Here is a 26166-nt window from a genome sequence, read left to right as displayed (position 1 = left end):
GACGCCCTGCGTGACACCGGCGGGTTGCGTCGCGGGCCCTGCGCCCGGCCCCCCGGCGCAGCCGGCAAGGGCCAGCAGCCCCGAAAGCGGCAGGACGATCATCACCCGCAAGGCTGCATGGAACATGCGCATCCTTTACCCTTTCGCATCCACCGCGGAAGGGCTAGCCCGAGTTCTCCCGGCTGTCGAGATGGAAAATCCGCGCGCGCGGCCCGGCCTCAGCCGCGGATCACGTTGGCGAACTTGGAAAAGACGGCTTCGTTGGCGCAAATCACCTCGCCATCCGCGAGAATGTCCGCGCCCGCGTTGATCGGCTCCACCAGCGCGCCGGCCTCGCGCACGATCACCACGCCGGCCGCCAGATCCCACGCGTTGAGATTGCGCTCCCAGTACCCCTCGTATCGGCCCGCCGCCACGTAGGCCATGTCCAGCGACGCGCAGCCCCAGCGGCGGACCCCGGCGCAAACGGGCATGAGGCGGCCCAGGTCCTGCAGGACAAGCGGTAGGCCGGGGTGCCCGCCAAACGGCACGCCCGTCGCGAAGATCGACTCGATCATCCTTTTCCGGCCCGACACGCGCAGCCGGCCGTCGTTCATCCACGCGCCTTCGCCCTTCTCGGCAAAGAACATCTCGTCCTTGGCGGCATCGAATACCACGCCCGCCACCACCTGCCCCTTGTGCTCGAGCGCGATGGACACCGCCCAGTGCGGCAACCCGTGCAGGAAGTTGGTCGTGCCATCGAGCGGGTCCACGATCCAGCGCCGCGTCGGATCCTCGCCCGGCTCGCCGCCGCGCTCTTCGGCAAGCCAGCCGTAGGTGGGACGCGCGCCGCGCAACTCCTGCTTCAGGATCTCCTCGGCGGCGAGGTCCGCGCGGCTGACGAAATCACCGGCCCCCTTCATGCTGACCTGCAGGTTCTCCACCTCGCGGAAATCCTTGACCAGCGACCGGCCGGCCTTGCGCGCGGCCTTGATCATGATGTTGAGATTGGCACTGCCGGGCATGTGGCGCTCCTTCGATACAGGCCGCGCGTATACGCCGCGCGCGCGGCCCTTACAAGGGGCATCCGCGCCCGCCTCCGTGCGAATTCAGGGCCGCCGCCGGCGCACCGCCCGGGCACCGCCGGGGCCGGTCAGACGGCCACGGCCGGCGCGTCCCCGCGCTGCATCCGTACCGGGATTTCGCGCGCCAGCCGGATGAGCTGCGCCATGTAGGGCTTCTCGGAGTCGTCCTCGCGGATGGCGGCGTAAAGCCGCTTGGTCAGCCCGGTTTCGGTCAGGGGGCGGGTCACGTAATCGCTGCTGGTCTTGACCTCGCGCACCACCCAGTCGGGCAGAACGGCCACGCCCCTGTTCGAGGCCACGAGCAGCAGGATCACCGCCGTCAGCTCCACCTGCCGGGTCGCGCGCGGCTCGACCTTGGCCGGGGTCAGCAATTCCGAGAACACGTCGAGCCGCGACCGCTCCACCGGGTAGGTGATGAGCGTCTCGTCGCGGAAATCCTCGGCCTCGACAAACGGTTTGTGCGCCAGCGGGTGCTGGCTGGAGGCCACGAAAACGGGCTCGTAATCGAAAAGCGGCTTGAAGATGACGCCGGGCAGGTCCTCGGGGTCGGAGGAAACGACAAGGTCCACCTCTTCCTTCTGGAGCGCGGGCAGCGCGTCGAAGGCAAGGCCGGGGCGAATGTCCACGTCCACGTCGGCCCATGTCTTGCGGAATTCCTCCAGCACCGGGAAAAGCCACTCGAAACAGGCGTGACACTCGATGGCGATGTGCAGCCGCCCCGCGCTGCCCTGCCGCAGGCCGCTGAATTCCGCTTCCAGCGCCTCGATTTCGGGCAGCACCTTCTCGGCCACGCGCAGCAGCCGCTTGCCCGCCGCCGACAGCCTCAGCGGCTTGGAGCGCCGCACGAACAGCTCCACCCCGGCCTGGTCCTCTATCCCCTTGATCTGGTGGGACAGGGCCGACTGCGTGATGTGCAGAAGCTCGGCGGCCTTGGCCAGACCGCCCGCCTGGTGGATGGCGCGGATGGTCTTGAGATGACGGAACTCGATATGCATATATTAGCCAGCCTCATTCAGACCTTGAATATTATGAAGTTGCCTAAAGCATGTGGCGCGGGCACATAAAGGTCAAGATCACGTAACAAGAAACCGCAGGATAGCCACCATGACCGCGCCGTCGATATCGTTCGAATTCTTCCCCCCGAAGTCACTCGAGGCGTCCTTCCGCCTCTGGGATACCGTCAACACGCTGTCGCCACTCGACCCGAAATTCGTGTCGGTGACCTACGGCGCGGGCGGCACCACCCGTGAACTGACGCGCGACGCGGTGGCCACCCTGCACAAGACCAGCGGCCTGAACGTCGCCGCGCACCTGACCTGCGTCAACGCCTCGCGCGAGGAAACGCTGGGGATCGCCAACGAGTTCGCCGATGCCGGCGTGTCCGAGATCGTGGCGTTGCGCGGCGATCCGCCCAAAGGGGCAGATGGCTTCACGCCCCACCCCGACGGCTTTGCCAACAGTTGCGAACTTATCGGCGCACTGGCCGAAACCGGCCGGTTCACGATCCGCGTGGGCGCCTATCCCGAGGTGCATCCCGAGGCCGCCGACATGGACGCCAACATCGACTGGCTCAAGCGCAAGTTCGAGGCCGGCGCGGACGAGGCGATCACCCAGTTCTTCTTCGAGAAGGAAAGTTTCTTCCGGTTCCGCGACGCCTGTGAAAAGGCCGGGATCGACAAGCCGATCATCCCCGGCGTCTTCCCCATCGAGAACTGGAAGGGCGCGCGCCGCTTCGCGGAAAGCTGCGGCACGCGCATCCCGGGCTGGCTCGACGATGCCTTCGCCAAGGCCGAGCGCGACAACCGCACCGACCTGCTGGCCACCGCGCTGGCCACCGAGATGTGCAGCGACCTGATCGAGGGCGGGGTGGAGCACCTGCATTTCTACACGCTCAACCGCCCCGAACTGACCCGTGACGTCTGCCACGCGTTGGGGATCACGCCCAAGGCGGAACTGCGCGACGTGGCCTGACCCCCCGGGCGCCGGTTCGCGCATCCAGAGGGAGCCGGGGGCGCTGCCCCCGCCGCCCGCCGGGCGGCTCCCCCGGGGTATTTCCACCGAGAAGAAGACATCATGACGGCACCCGGGATGGCGGCGGTCAGGCCACGATCGGGGGCGCCCGGCCCGTGATCAGGCCGTCCGCCGGGGCGTTGCCTCGGCCAGCATCGTCCAGACGCGGTGCGGCGTGAAGGGCATGTCGGCCTGCCGCACCCCGGCCTGCCACAGCGCGTCGGCCACCGCGTTGGCTGTCGCGGCCATCGCGCCCACGGTGCCCGCCTCGCCACAGCCTTTCATGCCCATGACGTTGGCGGTCGAGGGAACGGGTTCGGTTTCGAAGTCGATCATGGGCAGGTCATCGGCCCGCGGCATCGCGTAGTCCATGAAGCTTGCCGTCAGCAACTGGCCATCGGCGTCGTGGCCGACATGTTCGCACAAGGCCTGCCCGACACCCTGGGCCACGCCGCCATGCACCTGCCCCTCGGCCAGCATCGGGTTGATCAGGTTGCCGAAGTCGTCGACGACGGTGTAACGCGCGACCCGGACGACACCCGTTTCCGGATCGACCTCCACCTCGCAGACATGAGCCCCGTTGGGATAGGACCGGCCCGGCAGCGTCGCCGTCTGCTCATGGATGAGCAGGTCGGTCCGCGCGTCGGCACGGGCCATCCCGGCGGCCTCGAGCAGCGTGGGCGACAGGTTGGAACCCGGCGCGCGGAACCTGTCCCCGTCGAATTCCACGGCCTCTGCCGCCACGCCCATTCTTTCGGCCAGGAAGGGGGTGAACCCCGCAACCATCCGGTCCACGGTGGCCAGCGTCGCGGTGTTCTGGGTGGTCACCGAGCGCGACCCGCCGGTGCCCCCGCCCTGCGCGATCAGGTCACTGTCGCCCTGCACGACGCGGACACGCTCGCGCGGAATGCCCGTCTGGTCCGACAGGAAAGCGGCATAGACCGTTTCGTGCCCCTGCCCGTTGCTTTGCGTGCCGACGTAGATCGTCACCGTCCCGTCCGCCTCGAAGGCGACACGCGCCGTCTCGGACGGGTTTCCCAGGATGCTTTCGATGTAATAGCACAGCCCCATGCCGCGCAGCTTGCCACGCGCCGCGCTGGCCGCGCGCCGCGCTTCGAAACCCGCCTTGTCGCAGGCCGCATCGGCGTGGTCCAGAACGCGATGGAAATCGCCCACGTCATAGGTCTCGCCCGTGACCGAAACATAGGGGAAGCAGGATGCCGGAATGAAGTTGCGCCGGTGCAGGTCCCACGTGTCGACGCCCAGTTCGCGCGCGGCGCGGTCCATGATCCGTTCCAGCGCGTAGATGGCCTCGGGCCGGCCGGCGCCGCGATAGGCGTCCACCTGCGTGGTGTTGGTATAAAAACCCTCGACACGCATGCAGGCCGCCTGCACGTCATAGACACCCATGAGCACCTTGGAAAACAGGGTCGTCTGGATGCCTTGGCCCATGAAGCTGTTATAGGCCCCGAGATCGCAGCGCGTATCGACGCGGTAGCCGGTGATGCGCAGATCCGCGTCGAAGGACAGCGCGAGATCATGTTCCAGCCCGCGGCCCGAATTGTCGGTCAGCATCGCCTCGCCCCGGTCCGCCATCCAGCGCACGGGGCGGCCAAGCGTCCGGGCGGCATGGGCCGTCAGCAGGGTTTCGGGGTAATCGAACGCCTTGGTGCCGAATCCGCCGCCCACGTCCGGCGTCGTCACGCGCACGTCCTCCGGGGCCATGTTCAGGACGCGCGCGATGGTGCGCTTGGGCCCCCACACGCCCTGCCCGTTCACCGCGACGTGCAGCCGGTCGTCCGCCGGTTCGGCGAGACAGCCGCGCGGCTCCATCGGGTTGGGGATGATGCGGTTGTCCGACAGGCGCAGGCGCACCACGTGCGCGGCCTGCTCGAAGGCGGCCGCCACGGCGGCCTCGTCCCCGATCGCCCAGTCGAAGGCGCGGTTGTCCGGCGCCTCGTCATGCAGGGCGACCGCCCCCGGTTCGAGGCCCATCTGCGCCGGCAGGTCGTCGTGCTCGATCTCGACCAGGTCGGCGGCATCCCGCGCCTGCGCGCTTGTTTCGGCCACGACGAACGCCACGCCTTCGCCCACGAAACGCACCCGGTCTTCGGCAAGCAGCGGGCGGCGCGGGGCAGCGGCCTTGCTGCCGTCGCGATTCTCGACGGTCACGGCGGTCAGCCCCTCGGTGACGCCGGCGGCGGCGAGATCCGCGGCGCTCACCACCATGTGCACGCCCGGCGCCGCTCGCGCCGCGGCAAGATCCAGCCCGGTGATCCGCGCATGGGCGACGGGCGATCGCACCACGTGGGCAACCAGCGCGCCGTCGGGGGCGATATCATCCACGTAGCGGCCCTGCCCCGTCAGGAAGCGGACATCCTCGACGCGTTTCACCGGCTGGCTGCGTCCGAATTTTTCCATGGCTCTTGATCCCTTTTGCGCCTCGGCTGTCGGGCGCGAACCTAGGACATTTGCGCGGAATTGAAAGATGCCGCGGCCTGCCGGACCGTGCAGTGCATTCACGGCACGCGCCGGGGCCGGCGACACCGACGCGATACGGACGGGCCACGGCCGCGATGCCGCACCGCATTTTTTGGCGTTAACGCGGTGTTGGGCCCGATTCGCTTAAGCCGCGCGCAAAGCCGCCACCGTGACCGGATCGCCCAGCCCGTACCCGTTGAACCCTGTCGACAGGCTGCGCGAATAGGCGCCCATCCCGTCGAACAGCACGTAATCGCCCTCTGCCGTGTCGCAGGGGAGGTCCAGCGGGTCGGGCAGCCGGTCGATACTGTCGCAGGTCGGGCCGTAAACCACCCTTTTCACGGGATTTCCCCGCCGCCATGCTCCGTTCGGCGAAAGCACGCGCACCCGGTCGGTCATCACCATGTCGCGCGCCTCGGCCAAGCCGCCGTATATCCCGTCATTGAGGAAGATTGGCCCGCCCTGCCTGACCGCCTTCACACGGCTCGCCAGCGTGAAGGCCTCCGCCGTCATGGCCCGTCCGGGCTCGCATACCAGCGCCGGGGCCTCCGCCCCGAAGCATCGGATGACCTCACCCGAGATCGCTTTGAAAATTGTTTTCAGATCAGGGGCTTCACCCGTTCTGTGCGCGGCGAAACCGCCACCGACATTGAGCCGCGACGGCCCCACGCCCGCATCGGACGCCACCTTCGCGGCCGCCCGGATATAGGCCTGCCATGCGGCGGGGTCGGCGCATTGCGTGCCCGGGTGGAAGGTCAGCGACGGGGTGAAACCCCGCCGCGCCACCTGACGCAGCAATTCTGCCGCGTCTTCCGGGCCGACCCCGAACTTTTCGCCGAAATCATAGGCCGCGCCCTTGACCGGCAAGGCAAGCCGGACGCTCATTTCAGCCCCCGCGGGAACCTGCGCCAGCTTGTCCAGCTCACCCGGGCAATCGACCGAGAACGAACGCACGCCAAGCCCGATCGCCACCGCGATTTCCTCCTTTGATCGCACGGGGTTATTGTAATGCAACGCGGCGTCGGGACAGGCTGCGCGCACCGCGTACATCTCGCGCGGGCTGGCCACGTCAAAGGCGCGGATACCCGCCGCGACAAGGTTGGCAAGAACCTCGTCACCCGGATTGGCCTTGACGGCGTATGTCACAAGCCCGGCAAACCCGGCCTGAAACCGGCGCGCCGTATGCTGCAGGGCCGAGGGCGCGAAATACAGCATCGCCGTATCGGGAACGTGCCGCGTCAGGTGGGCGACAGGGTCGGACCAGTTCGGAGTTTCACGCATGTCTCTACCTTCTCTGCTTTTATCCGCAGGATGGCGCAGTTCGCGGTCGAATTCACGTATCAGATCGACCGGTTTGACTCCTTGGAACGGCATCTTTACCAAAATTTCATGCAAATCGACGAAACCGATCACGCCCTGATAGCGCTGCTGCAGGAAAACGCCCGACTGCCCGTTGCCATGCTGGCCCGTCGGCTCGGCCTCGCGCGTACAACGGTCCAGGCGCGGCTGGAACGGCTTGAACAGACAGGCGTTATCGCGGGCTACACCGTCCGGTTGACCGAAACGGCACGGCCCCTGCTGAACGCGACGGTGCTGGTGAGCATAGAACCCCGGAGCGGCCCGACCGTACTGTCACGCCTGAATTCCCTGCCAGGTGTCAAGCGCGTACACACCACCTCGGGCCGGTTCGATCTGATCGTCACGCTGGAAGCAGAAAGCACCAAGTCACTCGATGACACGCTCGACCGCATCGGTGACGCCAAAGGAGTGAAGGGATCGGAAAGCCTGATTCACCTTGCCACGAAGATCGATCGTGGCTGTTGAAACCCGTAATGCAGGCAGCGCGACCCAAGCAGCGCATAAATTTTGGAAATTATGACCAATGGGTTAGCCCCGATCCGGGCTCATGCCGGCTTGGACGGTCCGAAAGGACGGCCAGCCGACATGTCGAGGGCCACGGGTTCAGATTTGTTTCTCGGGCATCTGCACGACAAGGCCATCAAGCGCGTCCGTCACCTTGAGTTGGCAGGTCAAGCGCGACCGATCGGGGTCGGGTTCATAAGCGAAATCAAGCATGTCCTCTTCCATGTCATCCTTGGCGGGCAGTTGTTCGACCCATGCCGGATCGACATAGACATGGCAGGTGGAACAGGCGCAGGCGCCGCCGCAATCGGCCTCGATTCCCGGAATGTTGTTGTCGCGCGCACCTTCCATGACGGTCAGGCCGTTGGCGACCTCAACCTGGTGGCGGGTACCGTTATGCTCGATGTAGGTGATTTTCGCCATGAAATGCTGACTCCCCTCAGTGAATGTCGTCACGGTCTCTAGCCAAGCGATGTAAGTCCGGCCACCCCAATTTGCGACACCGATCGAAAAGAGTTGCGACAAAACCTGTATGTTCTATTTTTGTTCCATGAAGGTTCATGCCGATCTCCACAAGTCGCCGACGGGCTGGCCCCGCCCGCCCGCCGCGCTCGTATCCGCAAGGCTCGGGGAACCGCCCGAGGGCGCGCGCATCACTGTTGCAGGGCTCGTGATATTGCGCCAACGCCCGGGCAGCGCCAACGGCGTGATCTTCATGACGCTCGAGGATGAAACGGGCGTCGTGAACATCATCGTCTGGCGGAAACTCTACGAAGAATTCCGCCGGGCCATCATCTCGGGGCGTCTGCTCCGCGTTACGGGCCGACTTCAACGGCAATCTGGCGTCATTCACGTGATTGCGGAGCGGATCGAGGATATTTCCTGTCTCCTCGACACTCTGCCGCTGGCGGATCCGGCGCTTCCCCGTCCTGACGAAAATGGCTAGACTGGCGACAACGAGCAGCCTTCGAGGCCCGAGCACATGATCCGCCCCTTTCACGTTGTCTGCATGGCTTTCGTGATGACCGCATGCCAGAGCACGGTGCACGATGGTGTCACGCCGCAGGTCGTCCGCATCGGCGAGGACGCGCCGCCCGGCGCCCCGCCGGGCACCTGCTGGAGCAAGAAGGTCACGCCCGCGATCATCGAAACGATCACGGAACAGGTCGTGGTCAAACCGGCGGAAAAAGCGGCTGACGGAACGGTTTCGGCCTCGGCCGTCTACGAGACACAAACGCGGCAGGCCATTCTGAGGGAGCGCGCGGAAAACTGGTTCCAAACCCCGTGCGCGGCACAGACGACACCCGACTTCGTCGCATCGGTGCAACGGGCGCTCAAGGCGCGCGATCTCTATGATGGTGCCGTGAACGGAAAGATGGACCGCGGCACGCGCGCCGCCATCCGTGACTACCAGGCAAAGCGCGGGCTCGACTCGGGCATTCTTTCGCTGCAAACCGCACGACAGTTCGGTCTCGCGCCCGTGAAGCGCGACGGGGCGGACTGAACCTCGAAGGGATCAAGCCTGGCCAAGCGCCCGACATTCCCGTCGAAGCTAACGCTCCTTTCGCCGCCATTGGCGCCAGATCGTCACCGGGTAAAGGATCACGCCGAGCAAGGCGCCCAGCACGGCGACAACCGCTGCCAGATCGGGCGCCATGCCCGCATCGACCCGGACATAAACCAGGTAAAAAGCGCCGGCGCCAAGATGCGGCACGACCAGCACGGTCACGACCCCGCATACTACGAGAGCCGCAGGTCCGGAAAAAATGCGCGCGGCTGCATACGCACAGCCCCAAATCGCAAGATAGACGACGGCAAGAGTAAAAAGCATACGAGAAGACCAGCACGAATCGTGGACGGGACGAACCTTATCGCGCACGTCAATCTCGCGACAATCGAGGTTTCAGCGGCATGCTGCACCGCCGCAATCCTTCGCTGAACGCCCAGCTTCTGAGCATCGCCGCCGGCTGGCTATGCATTCACGGAAATAAGAACGCTGAGATTTCATTTATGCATAAAAATCAGTCGCTTTACCTGACGCAAGGTCAGCGGATCATATGCATTTGCCGCATAGCAGCATTGAACGTTCGGGGGATTGTGCAGACGCAGCATCGAGATATGTTTGTCCCAATGAAACGATGGTGCAGCCACGGCAATTCAAGGAAGGCTTGAAATGGCATTCGCTCATGAAACGACACGCGTGTCATCCGGCCTCGGCGAGCAAATCAGTATCGCCGCGTACGCCTTGACGCAACGGATCGCCGCCTACCGCAACTATCGGCAGACCGTGAAGGAATTGTCGAAGCTTTCGACGCAGGAGCTGGATGACCTCGGTCTTCACCGTGGGATCATACGCCACGTCGCATACGAAACTGTCTACGGCGGATAGGTCGTGGACACAAGGCATCGGGCGCCCTTCTCCTCCTCCCTAGGGCTCCTGATCCGGCGGCACCTCCGACCTCTCCTCCCCGGGGGTGCCGCCCAAAATACCGGGCTTCGGCCCGATCCATTGCGAAAGGCCCCCTCCTCCTCCCTGGGGCTGGACGTACCAAAACGGCGGCGCCTTCTCCTCCTCCCTAGGCGTCGCCGTTTACCCTCCTGCAATCCCGCGTCACGCGAATCACGGCAGTCCAGCCGGGTGACGACCCTGCTTTTCGACCTGACGCGCCGTTCTGGCCCGGGCTGCTCATCTGGCTAGCTCATGCGCCGTGACCTGCCCCGCCGTCCATTCCGCGCGATGCCCGGGCCAGTCGCCTGTTCGAGATGCTTCACGAATGCCCGCGCCGCCGCGCTACAAGCGTTCTGCGCCGCCGGTTCCGCCAGTGCACGCCGGGCATCCTGCTGCGTTGTCGCGCGAGGATAGGCAAAGACCCATTCAAGAAACCCCACCCGCGCGATGGTGTCCGCCTCGTGTCCGGTCGCGGCGCTCGATTCGAGGCCGTCCAGTATCTGGGTCACGTTCATCCGGTTTCCTCCGCCGGCCGCACCCCGGGCCGGTCTGGGGCGGGAAAGGCATGAGAGGCGGGCCATCCACGCCGCTTCCCGCGGTTTGTCAATGTCCCGAGGCTGGTTTCCGGGCTCGGCGGTATCGGATGCGGCGCCTTCCCGGAAGTGTATACTCCAGTGGCGTAGAGCCGCGTCACCCGTCCTTACCGTTGCGGGGGCAGCGCCGGCATCGCACCGGATTCCCATTTACCCGCGCGAAGCGCGGAACCTCGGGTCAGGACGGTATCAGCACGAAACCGGGATACAAGGGGCATTTGCCGGTCGCCCAGTCACGTCGGCCCATGGACGGGCAACACGCCATGCGACCACGGAATCCGCCATCGGCAACGCGGTGGCATCATGGCGGTATCACGGCGGTGTTGCCGCACGCTTTCCCGCGGGCGTGTCGCGATCGCGGATTCTCGCGAACGCTGCGCTTTGCCGTGGCTGGGGCCTTCCACGCTGTGGCATTTTGAGCAATCATGTTATGTCGTTGCAGGTCCGGTCGCGCGGGAGGCGCCGGGCAAGGGAGGAAAAAGGATGTGCCGAATATTTGCCGGGCAGGATCCGGAACGCTACACGCTCGAAACACGTCGCATGCGGCTCAACGGTCAGAGCACGAGCATACGGCTCGAAAAATCGTTCTGGGCCATTCTCGACGAGATTGCCGAGTCAGAAGGGTTGAGCACACCGGGTTTCGTATCGAAACTGCATGGCGAGGTTCTGGAACTGCGCGGTGAGCCGCAGAACTTCACGTCGCTGTTGCGGTGCACGTGTCTTGTCCATCGCGAGCGCGCGAACAGCACGGCCGAATCACCGATCGCGGCCGAATAGCACCCGCCGCGTGTAGTAACCGTTTACTACCCGCCATCATCGAGCTTTGGTAAAGCTTCCGGACCAAGCAAATTGATCCGGAGGACCATATGGCCAAAGCCATCCACAGCATGATCCGCGTGCTTGACGAGGCGCGTTCCATCGAATTCTACAAGAAGGCTTTCGGGCTCGAGATCGCCGACCGTCTGGATTTCGAGAACTTCACGCTCGTTTACCTGAGCAACGACGAAAGCCCGTTCGAACTGGAACTGACCGTCAACAAGGGCCGCGAGGCGCCCTACGACCTTGGCGACGGTTACGGACATTTCGCTGTCTTGGTCGAGGATCTGGAAGCCGAGCACGCGCGCTTCGAGGCCGAGGGCCTGAACCCCCGCAAGATCGTGGAATTCGCCCCCGACGGCGAACTCGTGGGCAAGTTCTTCTTCGTGGCCGATCCGGATGGCTACGAGATCGAGGTTCTGCAGCGCGGCGGGCGTTTCAAGTAATCGAAAAGGTGCAAATGGGAGGAGAGACCATGAAAGACACCAGCCAGCAAAGGGGGCTGACGCGGCGTGAGCTGCTTTCGCGCAGCATGGCCGCCGGCGCCAGCCTTATTGTCGGTACCGGCTTCGTCGCCAGTGCCGACGCGGCATGGGCGATGGAGACCACGGCGTTGAAATCCCGGACAATGGCGACGCTGATCCAGATGGCGCGGGACATCTATCCGCACGACCATCTGGGCGACGAGTACTATGCCCGCGCGGTCAAGGGCTATGACACGGCCGAGGCCGCCGAGGGGGTCGAAGCCGGCATCGCGGGTCTTGACGCCGCGGCGCGCCACAAGGGGTTTGACAGCTACCTGTCGGTCGGCTGGGAACGCGACCGCGTGGATATCCTGCGCGGCATGGAGGACAGCCCGTTCTTCCAGCAGGTTCGCGGCGGGCTGGTCACCGGGCTTTATAACCAGAAGGAGGTCTGGCCGCTTTTCGGTTACGAGGGCGAATCCTATTCCAAGGGCGGCTACATCAACCGCGGCTTCGACGACATCAATTGGCTTTGAGCCATGGCCAGAGGGAGGAGAGACTATGGCTGCACCATTTGATCTGAACGACGACAACGTGATCGTCGTCATCGGCACCGGCGCCGGCGGCGGCGTGCTGTCGAACGAGTTGGCGCAACGGGGCGTGAGCGTCGTGGCGCTGGAAGCGGGCGGGCGGTACCTGCCGCAGGATTACGTCAATGACGAGTGGGAAAGTTTCGGCCAGCTTGCATGGCTGGACATGCGCACCACGTCCGGTAGCTGGCGTGTATCGAACGATTTCCCCAACCTGCCCGCATGGATCGTCAAGGCGGTCGGTGGCACCACCACGCACTGGGCGGGGGCCTCGTTGCGCTTCCAGGACCACGAGTGGAAGGCCAAGACCAACTACGGCGACGTGCAGGGCGCGAACCTGCTGGACTGGCCCATCGACGGCGCGGAGATGGCCCCATGGTACGACAAGGCCGAGAAGAAGCTGGGCGTAACCCGCACCAACGGGCTGAAAGGGCTGCCGGGCAACAACAACTTCAAGGTTTTCGAGGCCGGAGCGCGCGCCATGGGCTACAAGGAAGTCCATACCGGGCGGATGGCCATCAACAGCGAGGAATATGACGGGCGCATGGCCTGCCAGCAGACCGGTTTCTGCTTTCAGGGCTGCAAGTGGGGGGCCAAGTGGTCATCGGCCTACACCGACATCCCGCGCGGGGAGGCGACCGGCAACCTCGAAGTGCGCGAGAAAGCGCACGTGCTGCGGATCGAGCACGGCGAGGATGGCCGGGTCAACGGCGTGGTCTATGCCGATGCCGACGGCAATGAAGTCAAGCAGAAGGCGCGCGCCGTCTGCGTGGCGGGCAACTCGTTCGAATCGCCGCGCATCCTGCTGAACTCGGCCTCGTCGATGTATCCGGACGGGCTGGCCAACAGCTCGGGCCAGGTGGGCCGCAACTACATGCGGCACATGACCGGTTCGGTCTACGCCACCTTCGAGGAGCCCGTCCGCATGTGGCGCGGCACCACGATGGCCGGCATCATCCAGGACGAGGCACGGCACGATCCGTCGCGCGGATTCGTGGGCGGGTACGAGCTGGAAACGCTCAGCCTTGGCCTGCCGTTCATGGCGGCCTTCCTCGATCCGGGCGGGTGGGGGCGCGAGTTCACCACCGCGCTTGATTCCTACGAGAACATGGCCGGCATGTGGATCGTCGGAGAAGACATGCCGCAGGAAACGAACCGCGTGACACTGAACCACGACGTCAAGGACCAGTACGGCATGCCCGTGGCGGACGTGCATTTCGATGATCATCCCAACGACATCGCCATGCGCAACCACGCCTACGAACAGGGCAAGGCCGTCTACGATGCCGTGGGCGCAACGCGCAGCTTCCCGACACCGCCCTACCCGTCCACGCACAACCTGGGCACCAACCGCATGTCGGAAAACCCGCGCGACGGCGTGGTGAACAAGTGGGGCCGGACACACGACGTGGACAACCTGTTCGTCTCGGACGGGTCACAGTTCACCACCGGGGCGGCCGAGAACCCGACGCTGACCATAGTGGCACTGGCGATGCGGCAGGCCGAACACATTGCCGGCGAGCTTTCGCGCGGCAATCTCTGACATCGGACCGGTCACGGACCGACACCCCGGCGCAACCTGTTTGCGCCGGGTTTTTCGTGGCCTGGCGTCTGGCCGATTTTTTTCGCCGACGTCCGAATTTTTGGGTTGCAGCCCGCGCCAAGACTTTATATCCCACGCCTTACCCAAGGACGCGGGTGTAGCTCAGGGGTAGAGCGTTACCTTGCCAAGGTAAATGTCGTGAGTTCGAATCTCATCACCCGCTCCATTTTTTCTCTTACAGAGTATCGGGATGGAACCTACCGCGCCCCTTGGCGTGGTGGCACGACGCCCCTATAAGGGCGCGGAAACCAGAACGGATGCCCCGATGCGCAAGGCCACCATCAGCCGCAAGACCAACGAAACCGACATCACCGTCGAGCTCGGCCTCGACGGGACCGGCCTGCATGACAACGAAACCGGCGTCGGCTTCTTCGACCACATGCTGGACCAGCTTGCCCGGCATTCGCTGATCGACATGAAGGTGCGCTGTGACGGCGATCGGCACGTGGATGACCATCACACGGTCGAGGATGTGGGGATTGCGCTCGGTCAGGCACTGGCCGAGGCCTTGGGCGACAAGACCGGCATTCGCCGTTACGGCGCCTGCCTGCTGCCGATGGACGACGCGCTGGTGCGCGCCGCGCTGGACCTGTCGGGCCGCCCTTACCTCGTCTGGGGCGTGGACCTGCCGACAGCCAGGATCGGCACGTTCGACTGCGAGCTCGTCCGCGAATTTTTCCAGGCATTCAGTGCCAAGGGCGGGGTCACGCTGCACGTGGACGCGCTGCACGGGATCAACAGCCACCACATGTCCGAGGCCGCGTTCAAGGCCGTGGCGCGCGCCCTGCGCGACGCCGTGGAGCCCGACGCGCGCAAGGCTGAGTCGATCCCCTCGACCAAGGGGGCGCTGTAGCCCCCCATGAGCACCGTAATCGTCGACTACGAAAGCGGGAACCTGCATTCCGCCGAAAAGGCCTTTCAACGCATGGCGCGCGAGACGGGCGCGGGCGATGTCATCGTCACGTCCGACCCCGACGCGGTGCGGCGCGCGACGCGCGTGGTCTTGCCCGGCGACGGCGCCTTCCCCGCCTGCCAGCGTGAGCTTTACGGTCATCGCGGCGTTTTCGAGGCGATCGAGGAGGCCGTGATCCGTCAGGGCAAGCCTTTCCTCGGGATCTGCATCGGGATGCAGATGCTGGCCACGCGCGGCATGGAGTACCATGAAACCCCAGGGTTCGACTGGATCGGCGGCAGCGTGGAGCGCATCAGCCCCGGCGATCCGGCCCTCAAGGTGCCGCACATGGGCTGGAACGACCTTGTACTTGACCGCCCCCACCCCGTTCTGGACGGGATCGCCACGGGCGATCACGCCTATTTCGTGCACTCCTACCAGTTCCGGGTGGCGGACGCGGCGCATCTGCTGGCGCATGTCGATTACGGTGGGCCGATCACGGCCGTGGTGGGGCGCGACAATATCGTGGGCACCCAGTTCCACCCTGAAAAGAGCCAAGCCACCGGCTTGCGCCTGATCGCGAATTTCCTCGGCTGGACCCCGTAAGCGCCCGGGCCGATTACCGGACGCGCGTCCATGTCTGGGCCCGGCAGATCACCAGCACGCAGCCCTCGACCTCCAGACGGTTCCCGTCGAGGGTCATGTTGGACTTGTAGGTCTTGTCCCGGTCCGGCGCCCAGATCCGGCCGCTTTCGTACACGCCGCCGCCAATGGGCGTCATGTCCCAGATCATACGTTTGCCAAGGTGGTCGTATCCGTCCGACAGGTCGCCCGCCCCGTCGAACGCCTGCTTGATCACCCCGCAGATCGACGACCCGCAGCTATAAAGCGCGACGTGCAGGTATCCGCCGGACTCCCCCGGCTCGGTCTTCCACAGCCCCTCGGCAGGATCGGCCGCGGCCATCCCCGCCCCGAGGACCAGCACCGCCGCGGCGCTTGCCATCCGTCTCATGTTGTCGCCCTCCCTTGGCACTCCCTTCACAGCCTGTGACAGCCGGGCGCGACCGATCAAGCCTGACGTGGGGTCGCGTTGCATTCGCCGGCGCACCGGTGCACAAGACGGGGCGTATCGCATCGAAAGGTCCGCAAGATGATCCTCTATCCCGCCATCGACCTGAAGAACGGCAAGGCCGTCCGCCTGCTCAGGGGCGAAATGGACCAGGCCACTGTCTTCAACGATGATCCGGCGGCACAGGCAATGGAATTTGTCGCAGCAGGGTGCGAGTGGCTGCACCTCGTGGATCTGAACGGCGCCTTCGCCGGCGAACCGGTGAATGCCGCCCCCGTCGAGGCGATCCTCGCCGCCTGCGATGTGCCGGCGCAATTGGGCGGCGGCATCCGCGACATGGCCACGATCGAGCGCTGGCTGTCGAAGGGGCTGGCGCGGGTCATCCTCGGCACGGTAGCGGTGGAAAATCCCGCGCTTGTGCGCGAGGCCGCGCGCGCCTTTCCCGGGCAGATTGCCGTCGGGATAGACGCGCGCGCTGGCCGGGTGGCCACCAAGGGCTGGGCCGAGGAAACGGATGTCGATGCCACCGATCTCGCGCGTTCCTTCGAGGATGCGGGCGTCGCCGCGATCATTTACACCGATATCGATCGCGACGGCGCCATGCAGGGGCCGAACGTCACCGCCACGGCAACGCTGGCGCGCGCCGTCTCGATCCCGGTGATCGCGTCGGGCGGCGTCAGTTCGCTGGACGACCTCGCCGCGCTCAAGGCCTGCGGCGCACCGCTCAACGGCGCCATTTCGGGCCGCGCCCTCTATGACGGCGCCATCGACCTGCGCAAGGCGCTCGCTTTGATGAAAGCCTGACCTGCGCCCCGGTCAGCCGCCCGCCGCCTTGGCCGTCAACTTGCCGAGCGCGCCAGTCATCATCTCGATGTATTTGGCATCGTCCGAAATGGCGAGCCCGTCGAACATCTCCCCCGGGTCCTCGTAGGCCAGCCAGACCTGCCCCGCGCCGTCCCGATAGACAAGAACCTTCATCGGCAGGAACAGCCCGGCGCCCGGGTCGTCCTGCATGGCCTGCGTGCCGATCTTGGGATTGCCGAAGATCAGGACCTGGCTCGGCGCAAGCTTCATTTCCACCGATGCCGCCCCGGCGGCGTGATCCACCCGGGCGAAGACAGTCGCGCCAACACCGCTCACCGCCTCCTCGAGCCGATCCATGGTGGTCGCCACATCCGAGAAGGACTTGACCCTCCTGATGTCGTCATTGCTGGCGAATGCCGGCAGCGCCGACAGGGTGATCGCGGCCGCGGCAAGAAAACGCTTCATGATGAACTCCCTTGATTCTAAGAACGTACCATGTGTGCATCCTCTGGCATCCCGCACGGATTGCCCATAAACAACGACGTGAAGTTCCTGTAACAGCGACAGCATGCTCAAGATCCGTATCATCCCCTGCCTTGACGTCGCCGATGGCCGAATCGTCAAGGGCGTGAATTTCGTGGACCTGCGCGACGCCGGCGACCCGGTGGATGCCGCGCGCGCCTATGATGCCGCGGGTGCCGACGAACTGTGCTTTCTCGACATTCACGCCACGCACGAAAACCGCGGCGTCATGCTGGACGTGGTCCGCCGCGCCGCCGAAGCCTGTTTCATCCCGCTCACCGTGGGCGGCGGCGTGCGCACGCCCGAGGACGTGCGCGCCCTGCTGCTGGCCGGCGCCGACAAGGTCAGCTTCAACTCCGCCGCCGTGGCCGATCCGGAGGTGGTGCGCCGCGCCGCCGACCGCTTCGGCAGCCAGTGCATCGTCGTGGCCATCGACGCCAAGACCGTCAGACCCGGCAAGTGGGAGATATTCACCCACGGCGGCCGCAAGCCGACGGGCATCGACGCGGTAGCATTCGCGCGGCGGGTCGAGGAAAAGGGCGCGGGCGAAATCCTGCTCACATCGATGGACCGCGACGGCACGCGCCAAGGATTCAACCTGCCGCTCACGCGGGCGATCAGCGCGGCCGTCGACATACCGGTCATCGCCTCGGGCGGGGTCGGCACGCTCGACCACCTCGTCGCAGGGGTCCGCGAGGGCGGCGCCTCGGCCGTGCTGGCAGCCTCGATCTTCCACTTCGGCGAATTCTCCATCGCGGAGGCCAAGTCGCACATGGCCGCCGCGGGCATCCCGATGAGGCTGGGCGCATGAAACTGGAAGAGCTGGCCGATATCGTCGCCGCGCGCGCGGACGCCGACCCGGCCTCGAGCTGGACGGCGAAACTGCTGGCCAAGGGCCCCGACAAGGCGGCCGAGAAATTCGGCGAGGAAGCCGTGGAGGCCATCATCGAGGCGGTCAAGGGCGACAAGGCGCGCCTGACCGCCGAGGCGGCAGACGTGCTGTTTCACCTGCTGGTGATGCTTCAGGCCAGGGGCGTCGCCCTGTCGGACGTGATGGCCGAGCTCGACCGGCGGCAGGGCACCAGCGGCATCGCCGAGAAGGCCGCCCGCGGCACGGGGGGCGCATGATCCGGCATATCGTGTTCTTCAGCGCTCGCGACCCGGCGAATATCGAGGCAATCCGCGACGGGCTGATGATGCTACGCGAGATCCCGCATTCGCAGCATTTCGAGGTGGGGCGCAACCTGCAGAGCGACGGCCTGGGCGGCGCGCGCGTCGATCTTGTCGTCTACGCGGAATTCGCCGACGAGGCCGCACTGGCCGCCTACAAGGCGGACCCGATCTACGAAGCCTGCATCGCCCGGGTTCGTCCGATGCGCGAACTGCGCATCGCCGCCGATTTCACCACGCCGGACCGGACGTCGTGAACGCGGCCCGGCGCCGTCATCCGGGTATTTTCACCAAGAAGAAACACCTGACGGCGCGCCGGTTTCTTCTCGGGTACAATACCCCGGGGGAGTCGCCCCGCAGGGGCGGCGGGGGCAGCGCCCCCTGCCCGGTATCGCACTCAGCGCATCCAGTAGCCGTTGCGCTTGATACGGTTGCGGATCGCCTGCTCCTTGCGCGGCAGCTCGTCACGGTCGAAAAGCGCGCGCACCTTGTGTCCGCGACCGTGGTAGATCATGTACTTGAATGCGTCATGCCCCTTGAGCACACGCTTGACCCGGTTCGGCGCTGCGGCCCGCTCCAGCGTTTCGACGACGTGATCGGGTTCACGCGCGTAAAGCAGCGGCAGCAGCCTGTAGTGGCAGGTGACATCCCCGTCCAGCATCCGCCCCGGCACCGTGTCGCGCGCGCCACCGAGGGCATGGATCACCAGCGGTAGCGCCACCTGGTCGAGCCACGGGTCCAGTTCCTGGCAGACCAGGTCGGGCGGCGGGTCGTCACGGATGGACAGCGCATAATCGAGGAACTGCCGTCCGAAAACCCGCGGACAGCGGTAGAAGAAGAACCCCGCGTTGAAATACAGGTACCGGCGCCAGAATTCATCGGGCCATGACAGGTCCAGCGAGCTTTCGAAATCCAGCCCGAAACGATCATAAAGGGATTTCCAGGTCGCGGTGTAGCCCGGGCCATACAACTCGATCCGGGGCCAGGTGCCCTCGCGACGCATCGAGGCGGTGGGACGGTCGAAATCGAAAGGCACCGACGTCACGTCGCCGGTGACCAGCGTGTCGGTGTCGAAGAACACGAAGGGTTCCCCTTCCGGCAGGGCGAACAGCGCCTCGATCTTGTTGCCATACGGGTAAGCCTGCCCGAAATGACGTGACTCGAAGGGGATGATCTCGGCCCCGAGCCGCGCCAGCAGGTCGCGGGTATCCTCGTCGCGGATCGACGGATCCCTTTGCCAGAGCGGCCCGGGCTGCGGTTCGGCCACCAGCAGACGGCCGCAGAAAGCCGGGCTCGTCATGCGCAGCGAGGCGGCAAAGAGCACGGCCTCGTATTGCAACCGCCCGCCCTGCCCGACGATGGCGATATTGAAATCCGGGGGATTGTCCGCCGATGCGCCCATGTGCGCCCGCTTTCTGCCTGCTGCTGCCCTGTCGTGCAGCATACGCCGCGCGACCCTTGGGCAGAAGGGTTTTTATGATGAAAACCGCCCCTGAAAGCGTACCGGGTGAAATGGTGGGCGATCTAGGCACTTGAAATGCCCTGTAGGATACTGTCTTGAAAGGAAAATTTTGCAGCGACCCGAACCCGTTGGGGGCCGGAAATGATTTCCCGTTGAAACAATCAACCCCATCCAATCTGTATTCACAACGCCCATCGTTGGGGGCCGGATGGATGCACGTTTTGGGGGCTGAATGGATGCAGCCCCGGCGCCCGTGGTGGGTCTGGCGGAATCGAACCTGGGCAAGGGGGCCAACATGCCGCGGAAAGCCCGCGCAATGAGCGCGATCGAGGTGAGCCGACTGTCGGCCGATGACGGCGCCGGGGTCAAGGCCGTGCCCGTCGGCGGTGTGGCCGGCCTGCGCCTGAAAATCCGCCCGAGCGGCGGCCGGTCTTGGGTGTTGCGCACCATGATCGGCGGCAAGCGGACCGATGTTGTGCTGGGCGGTTACCCCGACGTCACGCTCGCCGAGGCGCGCCGCAAGGCGAAAGACATGAAGGAGGCCATCGCGACCGGCGTTGGCCCGGTGCGGGAACGAAAGGAGGCGCGCGCCGCCCTCGTCGCCGAGCGGGCCGAGCAGGATCGGCGGTCGCGCACCTTCCGGGAAGCCTTCGCCGCCTTCATGGAGACCAAGGGCGCCGAACTCGGATCGGAGCGCCGGGCGCTCAACTGGTCCAGCGGGCTGCGAACGCATGCGCTGCCGGTCATTGGTGACCGTCGCCTTGTGGACATCACGCGCGACGACATGCGCGACGTGCTGAAGCCGATCTGGACCAGTAACACCGTCACGGCCACGCGGCTGCGCCAGCGGCTGCACGCGATCTTCCCCGCGGCGATCGCGGCCAGGCATTGCGACCCGCCGAACCCGGCCGAGTGGTCCGGCAACCTCGACGCCTTCCTGCCGAAGCCGCACGCCATTGCAAAGCCGAAACACTAGCCCGCGCTGAACCTCGCCGACGCGCCGGGCTGGCTCGCCGATCTGCGCCAGCGCGAAGGGACCAGCGCGCGCCCTCGAGATGGTCGCGTTGACCGCCTGCCGCTCGGGCGAAGTCCGGGGCATGCGGTGGAACGAGATCGACCCGGCGGCGCGCATGTGGACCATCCCGGCGAAGAGGATGAAAAGCGGCCGCCCCCGCCGGGTACCGCTGACCGACGCCATGATGGCGCTGATCGAGGCGCAGCCGCGGCAGGATGACGATTCCGCCCTCGTCTTTTCAGCGCCTCGCGACGGGCAGCTCAGCGACATGGCGCTGGGGGCCGTGATGAAGAAGATCGCCACCGCGGCGCCGGATCGCTACCGCGACGAGCAGAGTGGCCGCCCCGCGGTGCCGCACGGTCTGCGCTCGACGTTCCGGGATTGGTGCGCGGTCCAGGGAATCGACCGCGACCTCGCGGAAATCGCGCTCGCGCACACGGTTGGATCGAACGTCGAGCGGGCCTACCGGCGGAGCGACATGGTCGAGCGCCGCCGCGCCGTGATGGCGGCATGGGGCGAATTCCTCGCCGGGCGCGGAGATGTAACATAACCTCACCAAATCGTGATCGGACAGCCTGAAACCGCCTGAGACACTATGGGACAACGCCGCGCCCGTGGCGGCGGTGACCCGTCCGAAACCCCCGTGACCGAGCGCGGTTTTCGGCAATATGCAGGTGCCATCAACAGGAGGCACACGCATAAAACACGCGACGACCCAAGGCAATTCCGTCAGCCGCGACTTCGAGGCGCGCCACTATGCTCCGCGCGCCGTTGCGGAGCATTTCGACATCTCGATGAACACCGTGTGGCGCTGGGTGAAGCGCGGCATCCTCCCCGAGCCGCAGAAGCTGAGCCCCGGCTGTTCCCGGTTCTGGGGGCCGGACATCAACGCGAAGCTCGCGCAGAAGGAGCCGGCGTAATGCGGGCCGCGGCGCAGCATATGCCCCGCCCGCCGGCGCCCGGGCAGCCCTTCGCCCTCGGCCGGGCCGAGACCGACGAGATCGTGAAGCGCGCGAAGCTGACCGGCGAAAGCGTCGACGACCTCGCAGCCCAGCGCCGGAACGGCCCCGCATGAGCGGCTTCCGGCTGGAGCGCGATAGCGAGAGCAAGAGGTACCACGCTTTTCATGCCGAGACCGGCGAGCGGCTCACACCAAAGAACGGTTAGGGTAGCCCGGAGCAAGCGGAAACAGCCGCCGAGCGGGTACTTCGCCGCCGGGCAAGGAAGCGCCGCAAATGCCTGAGATGCGGCAAGAAATTACTGTCCGAGGGGCCGGGCCACCGGCTTTGCTCGCCCCGGTGTCGTGTTCCGGGCACCGGGCCGGAAGGCGACGAATATTAAGCCGCCAGCGGGCGGATCACCGAGCTTCCGCTGATCCGCCAACTGTAACGAACGTCAATTGGGGGCGCCATGGCGATAGATTGCGAAAAGCTGGCGAAGCTGCTGTCCAAGCTGGACGCCAGCGCGACGGACGCTGAAAGGCTCGCGGTTCTCGGCCGTCTCGACCGCGAACTGGCGAGCGCGGGCACGGGATGGCCGGACCTCGCAAAGCGCCTTGTCCAGACTGCGCAGCCCAGCGCCCAGCCGAGCGCCGGCGGGACCATCTTCGACGATCCCCGCACTGCTGCGCGCTAGGTAAGACACGTTGCGCCGGATCGGCTGTCGCCGCGGGAACGGGATTTTCTCGCGCAGCTTGAGCGGTGGCGCGGCAAGCCATCCGCAAAACAGATGAACTGGCTTGCGTCCATCGTCGCGCGGCATGGCGGGGAGTTGCGCGCATGAAGGATTTCAGGGCCGACAATGACTTGCCGAATAACGTAGAGGCCAAACAGCAGCTTCTCGGCGCGCTGCTGCTGGATGGCGCCCGCGTCGAGCGCCGGCCGCGCGCGCCGCGCAGGCTTTTCTTCGACCCGGCACACGCTGACTTCGCCGAGGAGATCGAACGGCGGCAGGCGATCTGGTGTCGCCGGTCACGTTGAGGAACTTCGCGGCCGAGCATGAAGGGCTGGCCGCGCTAGGCGCGCCCGCCTACCTAGCGCGGCTGGCCGGTGCGTCGGTCGCAAGCACCTTTTTCAGGGACTACGCCGACATGCTGGCCGGGTACCGAGACCGCCGCGCCCTGATCGAGCTTGCGCGCGGTCTGGCTGACGGCGCCGCGGACGAGTCCCTTACCCCTTGGCGAGCCCTTCAATCGTTCGGCGAGCAGGTGAAGGCCGCGGAGATTGGCGGGCCGCGCCGCTGCAATTCTGGTCGGTCGCGGACTTGGAGGGCCAGCCGATCCCGCAGAGCAAGTGGTTGCTGGACAAGATGATCCCGAGCCGCAACGTGACCCTGCTGAGCGGCGACGGCAGCACGGGCAAGAGCCTCTTGGCGCTGCAACTGGCCGCCGCCACGGCCGCCGGCCATGCGTGGCTTGGCCGTCCGCTCGATCAGCGCGGACCGGCCCTTTTCGTCAGCGCCGAAGACGACGACGAGGAGCTGCAAATCCGCTTCGCCGACGTCGCCGCGGCCGAGGGCATCACCATGGCGGAGCTCGCCGACCTGCACACGCATAGTTTTGCCGGGCAGGACGCGACGCTCGCCATGCCTGATCGGCGCACCGGCGCGCTGGTGGCCATCGAGCGGCTGACCGCGCTGGAGGCCGCGATCGCCCGGTATCAACCGAAACTCGTAGTGCTCGACACGCTCAGCGACCTGTTCGGCGGCGAGGAGAACAGCCGCCCGCAGGCGCGGACCTTTATCGGGATGCTGCGCGGGCTCGCCCTGCGCCACGACTGCGCCGTTGTGCTTCTCTCGCATCCATCTCAGCACGGCCTCACGTCTGGCTTGGGGACCTCCGGCTCGACCGCGTGGAACAACAGCGTCAGGAGCAGGTTATACTTTCAGCCGATCACAGATGGAGGGTACGAGCCCGACACGAACGCCCGCCGCCTGAGGCTGAAAAAGAGCAATTACGGCCCCAGTAGCGAGGAAATCATGATCCGCTATGACGCCGGCCGATCCATCGTGGAGGGCGGGGCCGAAGGCACCGGCCTCGACCGGATGGCCGCGGGCGCAAAAGCGCAGCGTGTGGTTATGGCCCTTCTCCAGCAGTTTGAATCGCAAGGCCGTCACGTCTCACCGCACCCTGGGCCGACGTTCCTGCCGACAGTGTTCGCAGGCGAGCCGGGCTCTGAAGGATGCACGCGACAGGCGCTGAATCGGGCCATGTCCGAGCTGTTCGCCGCCGGCCGGATCGAAACCGTCGAATATGGCCCGCCTTCCAAGAGAAGGACGAAAATTATTGCGGTTAATCAATGACTTGGATCGTCCGTTTTCCAACCCCTTTCCAACGCCTTCCAACGCTTCCAACCCCCATTCCAACGGGGGTGCCAACCCCGATGCCAACCCCCTTCCAACGGGGTTCCAACCCCCTTCCTTCCAACCTCCCCCTGCGCGCACGCGCGCGCGCGAGGGGCCGCGCGCCGTGCGCTGGAGATCGAAGTGCGCACCCGGAACTGCAAGCTCACACCTTCACTGCAACCGAAAGGACATCGCCATGACGACAACGACGAAGGACCGCCTCGACACTGACGCCTGGCCGAGCACGCCCGACGAGATCGCCGCCGCCGACGCCGAGATGCGCGGCGCGCAGGCGCTTCAGGCCGAGCTGATCGAGATCGTGCAGCGGCACGTTGACGACGGGCTGTCGCCGGCCGCCGCCGCCGAGGCGCTGAAAGCGACAACCGCCAATGCCATCGCCGAGATTGAGGGGAACGATGACGTCGCCTCGGTGACGGCGGGTCACATCCTCCGCCGTTTCGGTGGTGACCTGGCCAACCTCTTCGCAAAGAAGATCGCACAAGGAAAAGCTCAATGACCGACGACACCAAGCACCCCGCCGCCGACCTGATGACCGCCGCCATCCGCTCGGCCGCGGCAAGCCTGGAGCGCGATGGGGTTCACCCGGACACTGTGTCGGCCGCCGCGCTGGCGACCGCCTGCGCGATGGTGCATGAACAGCACGGACCGGAGGGACTGGACGCCCGGCTGCGGGCGTTTCTGGATCAGATCGAGGCCATGACGCGCCCACCGGCGGGGCGGGCATGACTCGCCGAGCCCTGGACGCCGCAAGATTGGCGCAGGCGTCGCCCCTCGGCGTCGTGCCGCCCCCGGGCGATGGCCCTCAGGACGCCGCCGCGGCGGGCCTCGAAGGGGTTGACGCGCTGCACGGCGAGGCCGATCCGGGTGGCGATCAGGGTCGCGACGACTCAGCCTCGACCTCCGCGCCGGGCGGAAAAGGGCCAGCGAAAGGTCGCGAGTCGGTCTAGATGTAGAGGCGGATTATCATCTGGGCACTAAGGGTAGATCGTTTATCAGATAACAAGACAGTGAATCCCTGTTATTGTGTCAAGATCAAATCTGAACCTCAACAGGAGAACCAATACACTACATCTGGTTGCCCAAGTATATAATCTCTACCACATGGGGTACAGGGGGTTTATTCTCGACCGCGCACGCTGCCAATATTTGATAATTGTTACAGTTTACAACCTTATTCGCTAGTGCGGTCCCCGAGATGATTCGCCAAGGTGGAGGGTGAAGGCACACGGGGGCTTCAATGGCAATTCGCATCGAGGGCATCATCGGCGAGGACGCGACCGCCGCCGGCGTGGCCCACGTGCTCGAGCGGGAAGGCACCGCGCCGGAAGTGATCGTCAACTCGCCCGGCGGATCGGCGACGGAGGGGGCGGCCATATATGCCGAGCTCCGCGCTTATGCCGCGCCGGTGACGATCCTGGTTCGCGGCATCGCCGCCAGCGCCGCTTCGCTGCTGGTGATGGCCGGCGACACGATCACGATCGCCCCGGCCGCGTCGATGATGCTGCACGATCCAGCCGCCATCACGATCGGCAACGCGGCCGCGCACCGCGCCTCGCTGGCGATGCTGGAGGAGCTCAGCGAAATCTACGCCGCCACCTACGCCGAGGCGAGCGGGCAGCCGGTCGAGCTTGTTCGGCAGTGGATGCGCGCCGAGTCCTGGCTGTCGCCGAAAGACGCCGTCGCTCTCGGGTTTGCCGACACCATCGAACCCGAGCCTGACCCGCAGCCGACCCCGGCGCCGGAGCGCCAGACCGAGACCATGCGCGCCCTAACCGCGCTCGCCGCTCAACCGAAACAGCAACCAGTCGCGACGTACCGCGCGCCGGTCATGACGCTGTAGCAGGTCGCTGAAGAAGTCTGTTTGTAAGGACGTTTTCCCGTCTTCCGTGGTTTGAGGGCGGTTTCTCCTGAGACTCGCCCCCCGGGCTCAGGATGG

Annotated in this window: 35 protein-coding genes, 1 tRNA gene and 1 riboswitch; of the genes, 26 read left to right on the top strand and 10 right to left on the bottom strand. The window is 65.8% G+C overall.

Annotation, left to right across the window (positions count from 1 at the left end; all coding sequences use genetic code 11):
- Positions 1 to 218: 218 nt before the first annotated feature.
- Entirely contained in the window at positions 219 to 1004 is a 786-nt protein-coding gene (locus ACH107_RS14890; protein WP_412506506.1) for an inositol monophosphatase family protein, read from the bottom strand.
- Between the two features lie 128 nt (positions 1005 to 1132).
- Positions 1133 to 2059 (bottom strand): LysR family transcriptional regulator, encoded by a 927-nt coding sequence (locus ACH107_RS14885; RefSeq protein WP_412506505.1) that lies wholly within the window; start codon positions 2057 to 2059, stop codon positions 1133 to 1135.
- Between the two features lie 109 nt (positions 2060 to 2168).
- Between ACH107_RS14885 and metF the strand changes: the two genes are divergently transcribed.
- Entirely contained in the window at positions 2169 to 3035 is an 867-nt protein-coding gene (gene metF, locus ACH107_RS14880) for a methylenetetrahydrofolate reductase [NAD(P)H] (RefSeq protein ID WP_412506503.1), read from the top strand.
- 159 nt (positions 3036 to 3194) lie between these two features.
- Here metF and ACH107_RS14875 read toward each other — a convergent pair whose 3' ends face one another.
- The gene (locus ACH107_RS14875) at positions 3195 to 5495 is read right to left on the bottom strand and encodes a xanthine dehydrogenase family protein molybdopterin-binding subunit (protein WP_412506502.1); all 2301 of its coding nucleotides are present in this window, start codon (positions 5493 to 5495) and stop codon (positions 3195 to 3197) included.
- A gap of 204 nt (positions 5496 to 5699) precedes the next feature.
- Positions 5700 to 6836: a type III PLP-dependent enzyme gene (locus tag ACH107_RS14870; RefSeq protein ID WP_412506501.1), complete on the bottom strand. Its 1137-nt coding sequence runs from the start codon at positions 6834 to 6836 to the stop codon at positions 5700 to 5702.
- A 108-nt stretch (positions 6837 to 6944) separates the two neighbouring features.
- Here ACH107_RS14870 and ACH107_RS14865 point away from each other — a divergent pair, with 108 nt between their 5' ends.
- Positions 6945 to 7379 (top strand): Lrp/AsnC family transcriptional regulator, encoded by a 435-nt coding sequence (locus tag ACH107_RS14865; RefSeq protein ID WP_412506507.1) that lies wholly within the window; start codon positions 6945 to 6947, stop codon positions 7377 to 7379.
- 138 nt (positions 7380 to 7517) lie between these two features.
- On the opposite strand, the gene ACH107_RS14860 is transcribed toward ACH107_RS14865, so the two are convergent.
- Positions 7518 to 7841 (bottom strand): 2Fe-2S iron-sulfur cluster-binding protein, encoded by a 324-nt coding sequence (locus ACH107_RS14860; protein WP_412506500.1) that lies wholly within the window; start codon positions 7839 to 7841, stop codon positions 7518 to 7520.
- A 109-nt stretch (positions 7842 to 7950) separates the two neighbouring features.
- Here ACH107_RS14860 and ACH107_RS14855 point away from each other — a divergent pair, with 109 nt between their 5' ends.
- Both ACH107_RS14855 and ACH107_RS14850 read left to right on the top strand, forming a co-directional pair.
- Complete coding sequence (locus ACH107_RS14855) at positions 7951 to 8364, top strand: OB-fold nucleic acid binding domain-containing protein (RefSeq protein ID WP_412506499.1); 414 nt, start codon at positions 7951 to 7953, stop codon at positions 8362 to 8364.
- A 36-nt stretch (positions 8365 to 8400) separates the two neighbouring features.
- Complete coding sequence (locus ACH107_RS14850; protein ID WP_412506498.1) at positions 8401 to 8922, top strand: peptidoglycan-binding domain-containing protein; 522 nt, start codon at positions 8401 to 8403, stop codon at positions 8920 to 8922.
- A gap of 48 nt (positions 8923 to 8970) precedes the next feature.
- On the opposite strand, the gene ACH107_RS14845 is transcribed toward ACH107_RS14850, so the two are convergent.
- Positions 8971 to 9147 carry a hypothetical protein gene (locus tag ACH107_RS14845; protein WP_412506497.1) on the bottom strand — a complete coding sequence of 59 codons (177 nt, stop codon included), beginning with the start codon at positions 9145 to 9147 and terminating at the stop codon, positions 8971 to 8973.
- Between the two features lie 444 nt (positions 9148 to 9591).
- On the opposite strand from ACH107_RS14845, the gene ACH107_RS14840 reads away from it, so the two are divergent.
- Positions 9592 to 9807, top strand: a complete 216-nt coding sequence (locus ACH107_RS14840) for a DUF1127 domain-containing protein (RefSeq protein ID WP_412506496.1) — start codon at positions 9592 to 9594, stop codon at positions 9805 to 9807.
- Between the two features lie 305 nt (positions 9808 to 10112).
- Here the strand turns inward: ACH107_RS14840 and ACH107_RS14835 are convergent, their stop codons facing one another.
- Positions 10113 to 10382 (bottom strand): hypothetical protein, encoded by a 270-nt coding sequence (locus ACH107_RS14835; RefSeq protein ID WP_412506495.1) that lies wholly within the window; start codon positions 10380 to 10382, stop codon positions 10113 to 10115.
- An 82-nt stretch (positions 10383 to 10464) separates the two neighbouring features.
- Positions 10465 to 10651: riboswitch (cobalamin riboswitch) on the bottom strand.
- 292 nt (positions 10652 to 10943) lie between these two features.
- Here ACH107_RS14835 and ACH107_RS14830 point away from each other — a divergent pair.
- The 7 genes from ACH107_RS14830 to hisH all read left to right on the top strand — a co-directional run bounded on the left by ACH107_RS14830 (position 10944) and on the right by hisH (position 15431).
- Entirely contained in the window at positions 10944 to 11237 is a 294-nt protein-coding gene (locus ACH107_RS14830; protein WP_412506494.1) for a ribbon-helix-helix domain-containing protein, read from the top strand.
- Between the two features lie 89 nt (positions 11238 to 11326).
- A complete protein-coding gene (locus tag ACH107_RS14825) occupies positions 11327 to 11722 on the top strand; it encodes a VOC family protein (protein ID WP_412506493.1) in 396 nt (131 codons plus the stop codon).
- 29 nt (positions 11723 to 11751) lie between these two features.
- On the top strand, positions 11752 to 12276 hold the full coding sequence (locus tag ACH107_RS14820; protein WP_412506492.1) for a Twin-arginine translocation pathway signal: 525 nt from the start codon (positions 11752 to 11754) through the stop codon (positions 12274 to 12276).
- A 25-nt stretch (positions 12277 to 12301) separates the two neighbouring features.
- Positions 12302 to 13873 carry a GMC family oxidoreductase gene (locus ACH107_RS14815; RefSeq protein ID WP_412506491.1) on the top strand — a complete coding sequence of 524 codons (1572 nt, stop codon included), beginning with the start codon at positions 12302 to 12304 and terminating at the stop codon, positions 13871 to 13873.
- 151 nt (positions 13874 to 14024) lie between these two features.
- Positions 14025 to 14099: transfer RNA gene (locus ACH107_RS14810), tRNA-Gly, on the top strand.
- A 99-nt stretch (positions 14100 to 14198) separates the two neighbouring features.
- Positions 14199 to 14786: an imidazoleglycerol-phosphate dehydratase HisB gene (gene hisB, locus ACH107_RS14805; protein WP_412506490.1), complete on the top strand. Its 588-nt coding sequence runs from the start codon at positions 14199 to 14201 to the stop codon at positions 14784 to 14786.
- 6 nt (positions 14787 to 14792) lie between these two features.
- A complete protein-coding gene (hisH, locus tag ACH107_RS14800; RefSeq protein WP_412506489.1) occupies positions 14793 to 15431 on the top strand; it encodes an imidazole glycerol phosphate synthase subunit HisH in 639 nt (212 codons plus the stop codon).
- Positions 15432 to 15444: 13 nt separating this feature from the next.
- Here the strand turns inward: hisH and ACH107_RS14795 are convergent, their stop codons facing one another.
- Entirely contained in the window at positions 15445 to 15837 is a 393-nt protein-coding gene (locus ACH107_RS14795) for a DUF2147 domain-containing protein (protein WP_412506488.1), read from the bottom strand.
- Between the two features lie 138 nt (positions 15838 to 15975).
- On the opposite strand from ACH107_RS14795, the gene hisA reads away from it, so the two are divergent.
- Positions 15976 to 16698, top strand: a complete 723-nt coding sequence (hisA, locus tag ACH107_RS14790; RefSeq protein ID WP_412506487.1) for a 1-(5-phosphoribosyl)-5-[(5-phosphoribosylamino)methylideneamino]imidazole-4-carboxamide isomerase — start codon at positions 15976 to 15978, stop codon at positions 16696 to 16698.
- A gap of 12 nt (positions 16699 to 16710) precedes the next feature.
- Here the strand turns inward: hisA and ACH107_RS14785 are convergent, their stop codons facing one another.
- A complete protein-coding gene (locus tag ACH107_RS14785) occupies positions 16711 to 17163 on the bottom strand; it encodes a DUF302 domain-containing protein (RefSeq protein WP_412506486.1) in 453 nt (150 codons plus the stop codon).
- A gap of 103 nt (positions 17164 to 17266) precedes the next feature.
- On the opposite strand from ACH107_RS14785, the gene hisF reads away from it, so the two are divergent.
- From hisF to ACH107_RS14770, 3 genes are read left to right on the top strand one after another with little or no spacing between them, the layout of a single operon-like run.
- Positions 17267 to 18031, top strand: a complete 765-nt coding sequence (gene hisF, locus ACH107_RS14780; RefSeq protein WP_412506485.1) for an imidazole glycerol phosphate synthase subunit HisF — start codon at positions 17267 to 17269, stop codon at positions 18029 to 18031.
- Positions 18028 to 18348 carry a phosphoribosyl-ATP diphosphatase gene (locus tag ACH107_RS14775; protein WP_412506484.1) on the top strand — a complete coding sequence of 107 codons (321 nt, stop codon included), beginning with the start codon at positions 18028 to 18030 and terminating at the stop codon, positions 18346 to 18348. The genes hisF and ACH107_RS14775 overlap by 4 nt, the downstream gene beginning before the upstream one ends.
- On the top strand, positions 18345 to 18647 hold the full coding sequence (locus ACH107_RS14770; RefSeq protein ID WP_412506483.1) for a Dabb family protein: 303 nt from the start codon (positions 18345 to 18347) through the stop codon (positions 18645 to 18647). Before ACH107_RS14775 ends, ACH107_RS14770 begins: the two co-directional genes overlap by 4 nt.
- Positions 18648 to 18787: 140 nt before the next feature.
- On the opposite strand, the gene ACH107_RS14765 is transcribed toward ACH107_RS14770, so the two are convergent.
- Positions 18788 to 19792, bottom strand: coding sequence for a hypothetical protein (locus tag ACH107_RS14765; RefSeq protein ID WP_412506482.1), 1005 nt, complete (start codon positions 19790 to 19792; stop codon positions 18788 to 18790).
- 292 nt (positions 19793 to 20084) lie between these two features.
- Here ACH107_RS14765 and ACH107_RS14760 point away from each other — a divergent pair, with 292 nt between their 5' ends.
- The 10 genes from ACH107_RS14760 to ACH107_RS14715 all read left to right on the top strand — a co-directional run bounded on the left by ACH107_RS14760 (position 20085) and on the right by ACH107_RS14715 (position 26070).
- Positions 20085 to 20828, top strand: a complete 744-nt coding sequence (locus ACH107_RS14760; protein WP_412506481.1) for a tyrosine-type recombinase/integrase — start codon at positions 20085 to 20087, stop codon at positions 20826 to 20828.
- 79 nt (positions 20829 to 20907) lie between these two features.
- Positions 20908 to 21417 carry a site-specific integrase gene (locus tag ACH107_RS14755; protein WP_412506480.1) on the top strand — a complete coding sequence of 170 codons (510 nt, stop codon included), beginning with the start codon at positions 20908 to 20910 and terminating at the stop codon, positions 21415 to 21417.
- Positions 21418 to 21535: 118 nt separating this feature from the next.
- The gene (locus tag ACH107_RS14750; RefSeq protein ID WP_412506479.1) at positions 21536 to 21787 is read left to right on the top strand and encodes a helix-turn-helix transcriptional regulator; all 252 of its coding nucleotides are present in this window, start codon (positions 21536 to 21538) and stop codon (positions 21785 to 21787) included.
- Between the two features lie 20 nt (positions 21788 to 21807).
- Positions 21808 to 21942, top strand: coding sequence for a hypothetical protein (locus tag ACH107_RS14745; protein WP_412506478.1), 135 nt, complete (start codon positions 21808 to 21810; stop codon positions 21940 to 21942).
- 335 nt (positions 21943 to 22277) lie between these two features.
- Entirely contained in the window at positions 22278 to 22502 is a 225-nt protein-coding gene (locus ACH107_RS14740; RefSeq protein ID WP_412506477.1) for a hypothetical protein, read from the top strand.
- A gap of 143 nt (positions 22503 to 22645) precedes the next feature.
- A complete protein-coding gene (locus ACH107_RS14735; protein ID WP_412506476.1) occupies positions 22646 to 22846 on the top strand; it encodes a hypothetical protein in 201 nt (66 codons plus the stop codon).
- 196 nt (positions 22847 to 23042) lie between these two features.
- Positions 23043 to 24167: an AAA family ATPase gene (locus tag ACH107_RS14730; protein WP_412506475.1), complete on the top strand. Its 1125-nt coding sequence runs from the start codon at positions 23043 to 23045 to the stop codon at positions 24165 to 24167.
- Between the two features lie 238 nt (positions 24168 to 24405).
- Positions 24406 to 24726 carry a hypothetical protein gene (locus ACH107_RS14725; RefSeq protein WP_412506474.1) on the top strand — a complete coding sequence of 107 codons (321 nt, stop codon included), beginning with the start codon at positions 24406 to 24408 and terminating at the stop codon, positions 24724 to 24726.
- Positions 24723 to 24956, top strand: a complete 234-nt coding sequence (locus ACH107_RS14720) for a hypothetical protein (protein ID WP_412506473.1) — start codon at positions 24723 to 24725, stop codon at positions 24954 to 24956. The genes ACH107_RS14725 and ACH107_RS14720 overlap by 4 nt, the downstream gene beginning before the upstream one ends.
- 511 nt (positions 24957 to 25467) lie before the next feature.
- Positions 25468 to 26070, top strand: a complete 603-nt coding sequence (locus tag ACH107_RS14715) for a head maturation protease, ClpP-related (RefSeq protein ID WP_412506472.1) — start codon at positions 25468 to 25470, stop codon at positions 26068 to 26070.
- Positions 26071 to 26166 lie beyond the last annotated feature (96 nt).

It is taken from the genome of Roseovarius halophilus (ex Wu et al. 2025), from assembly GCF_047086965.1.
The sequence above is the reverse complement of the archived record's forward strand: the minus strand, read 5'-3'. Positions and strand labels throughout refer to the sequence as shown.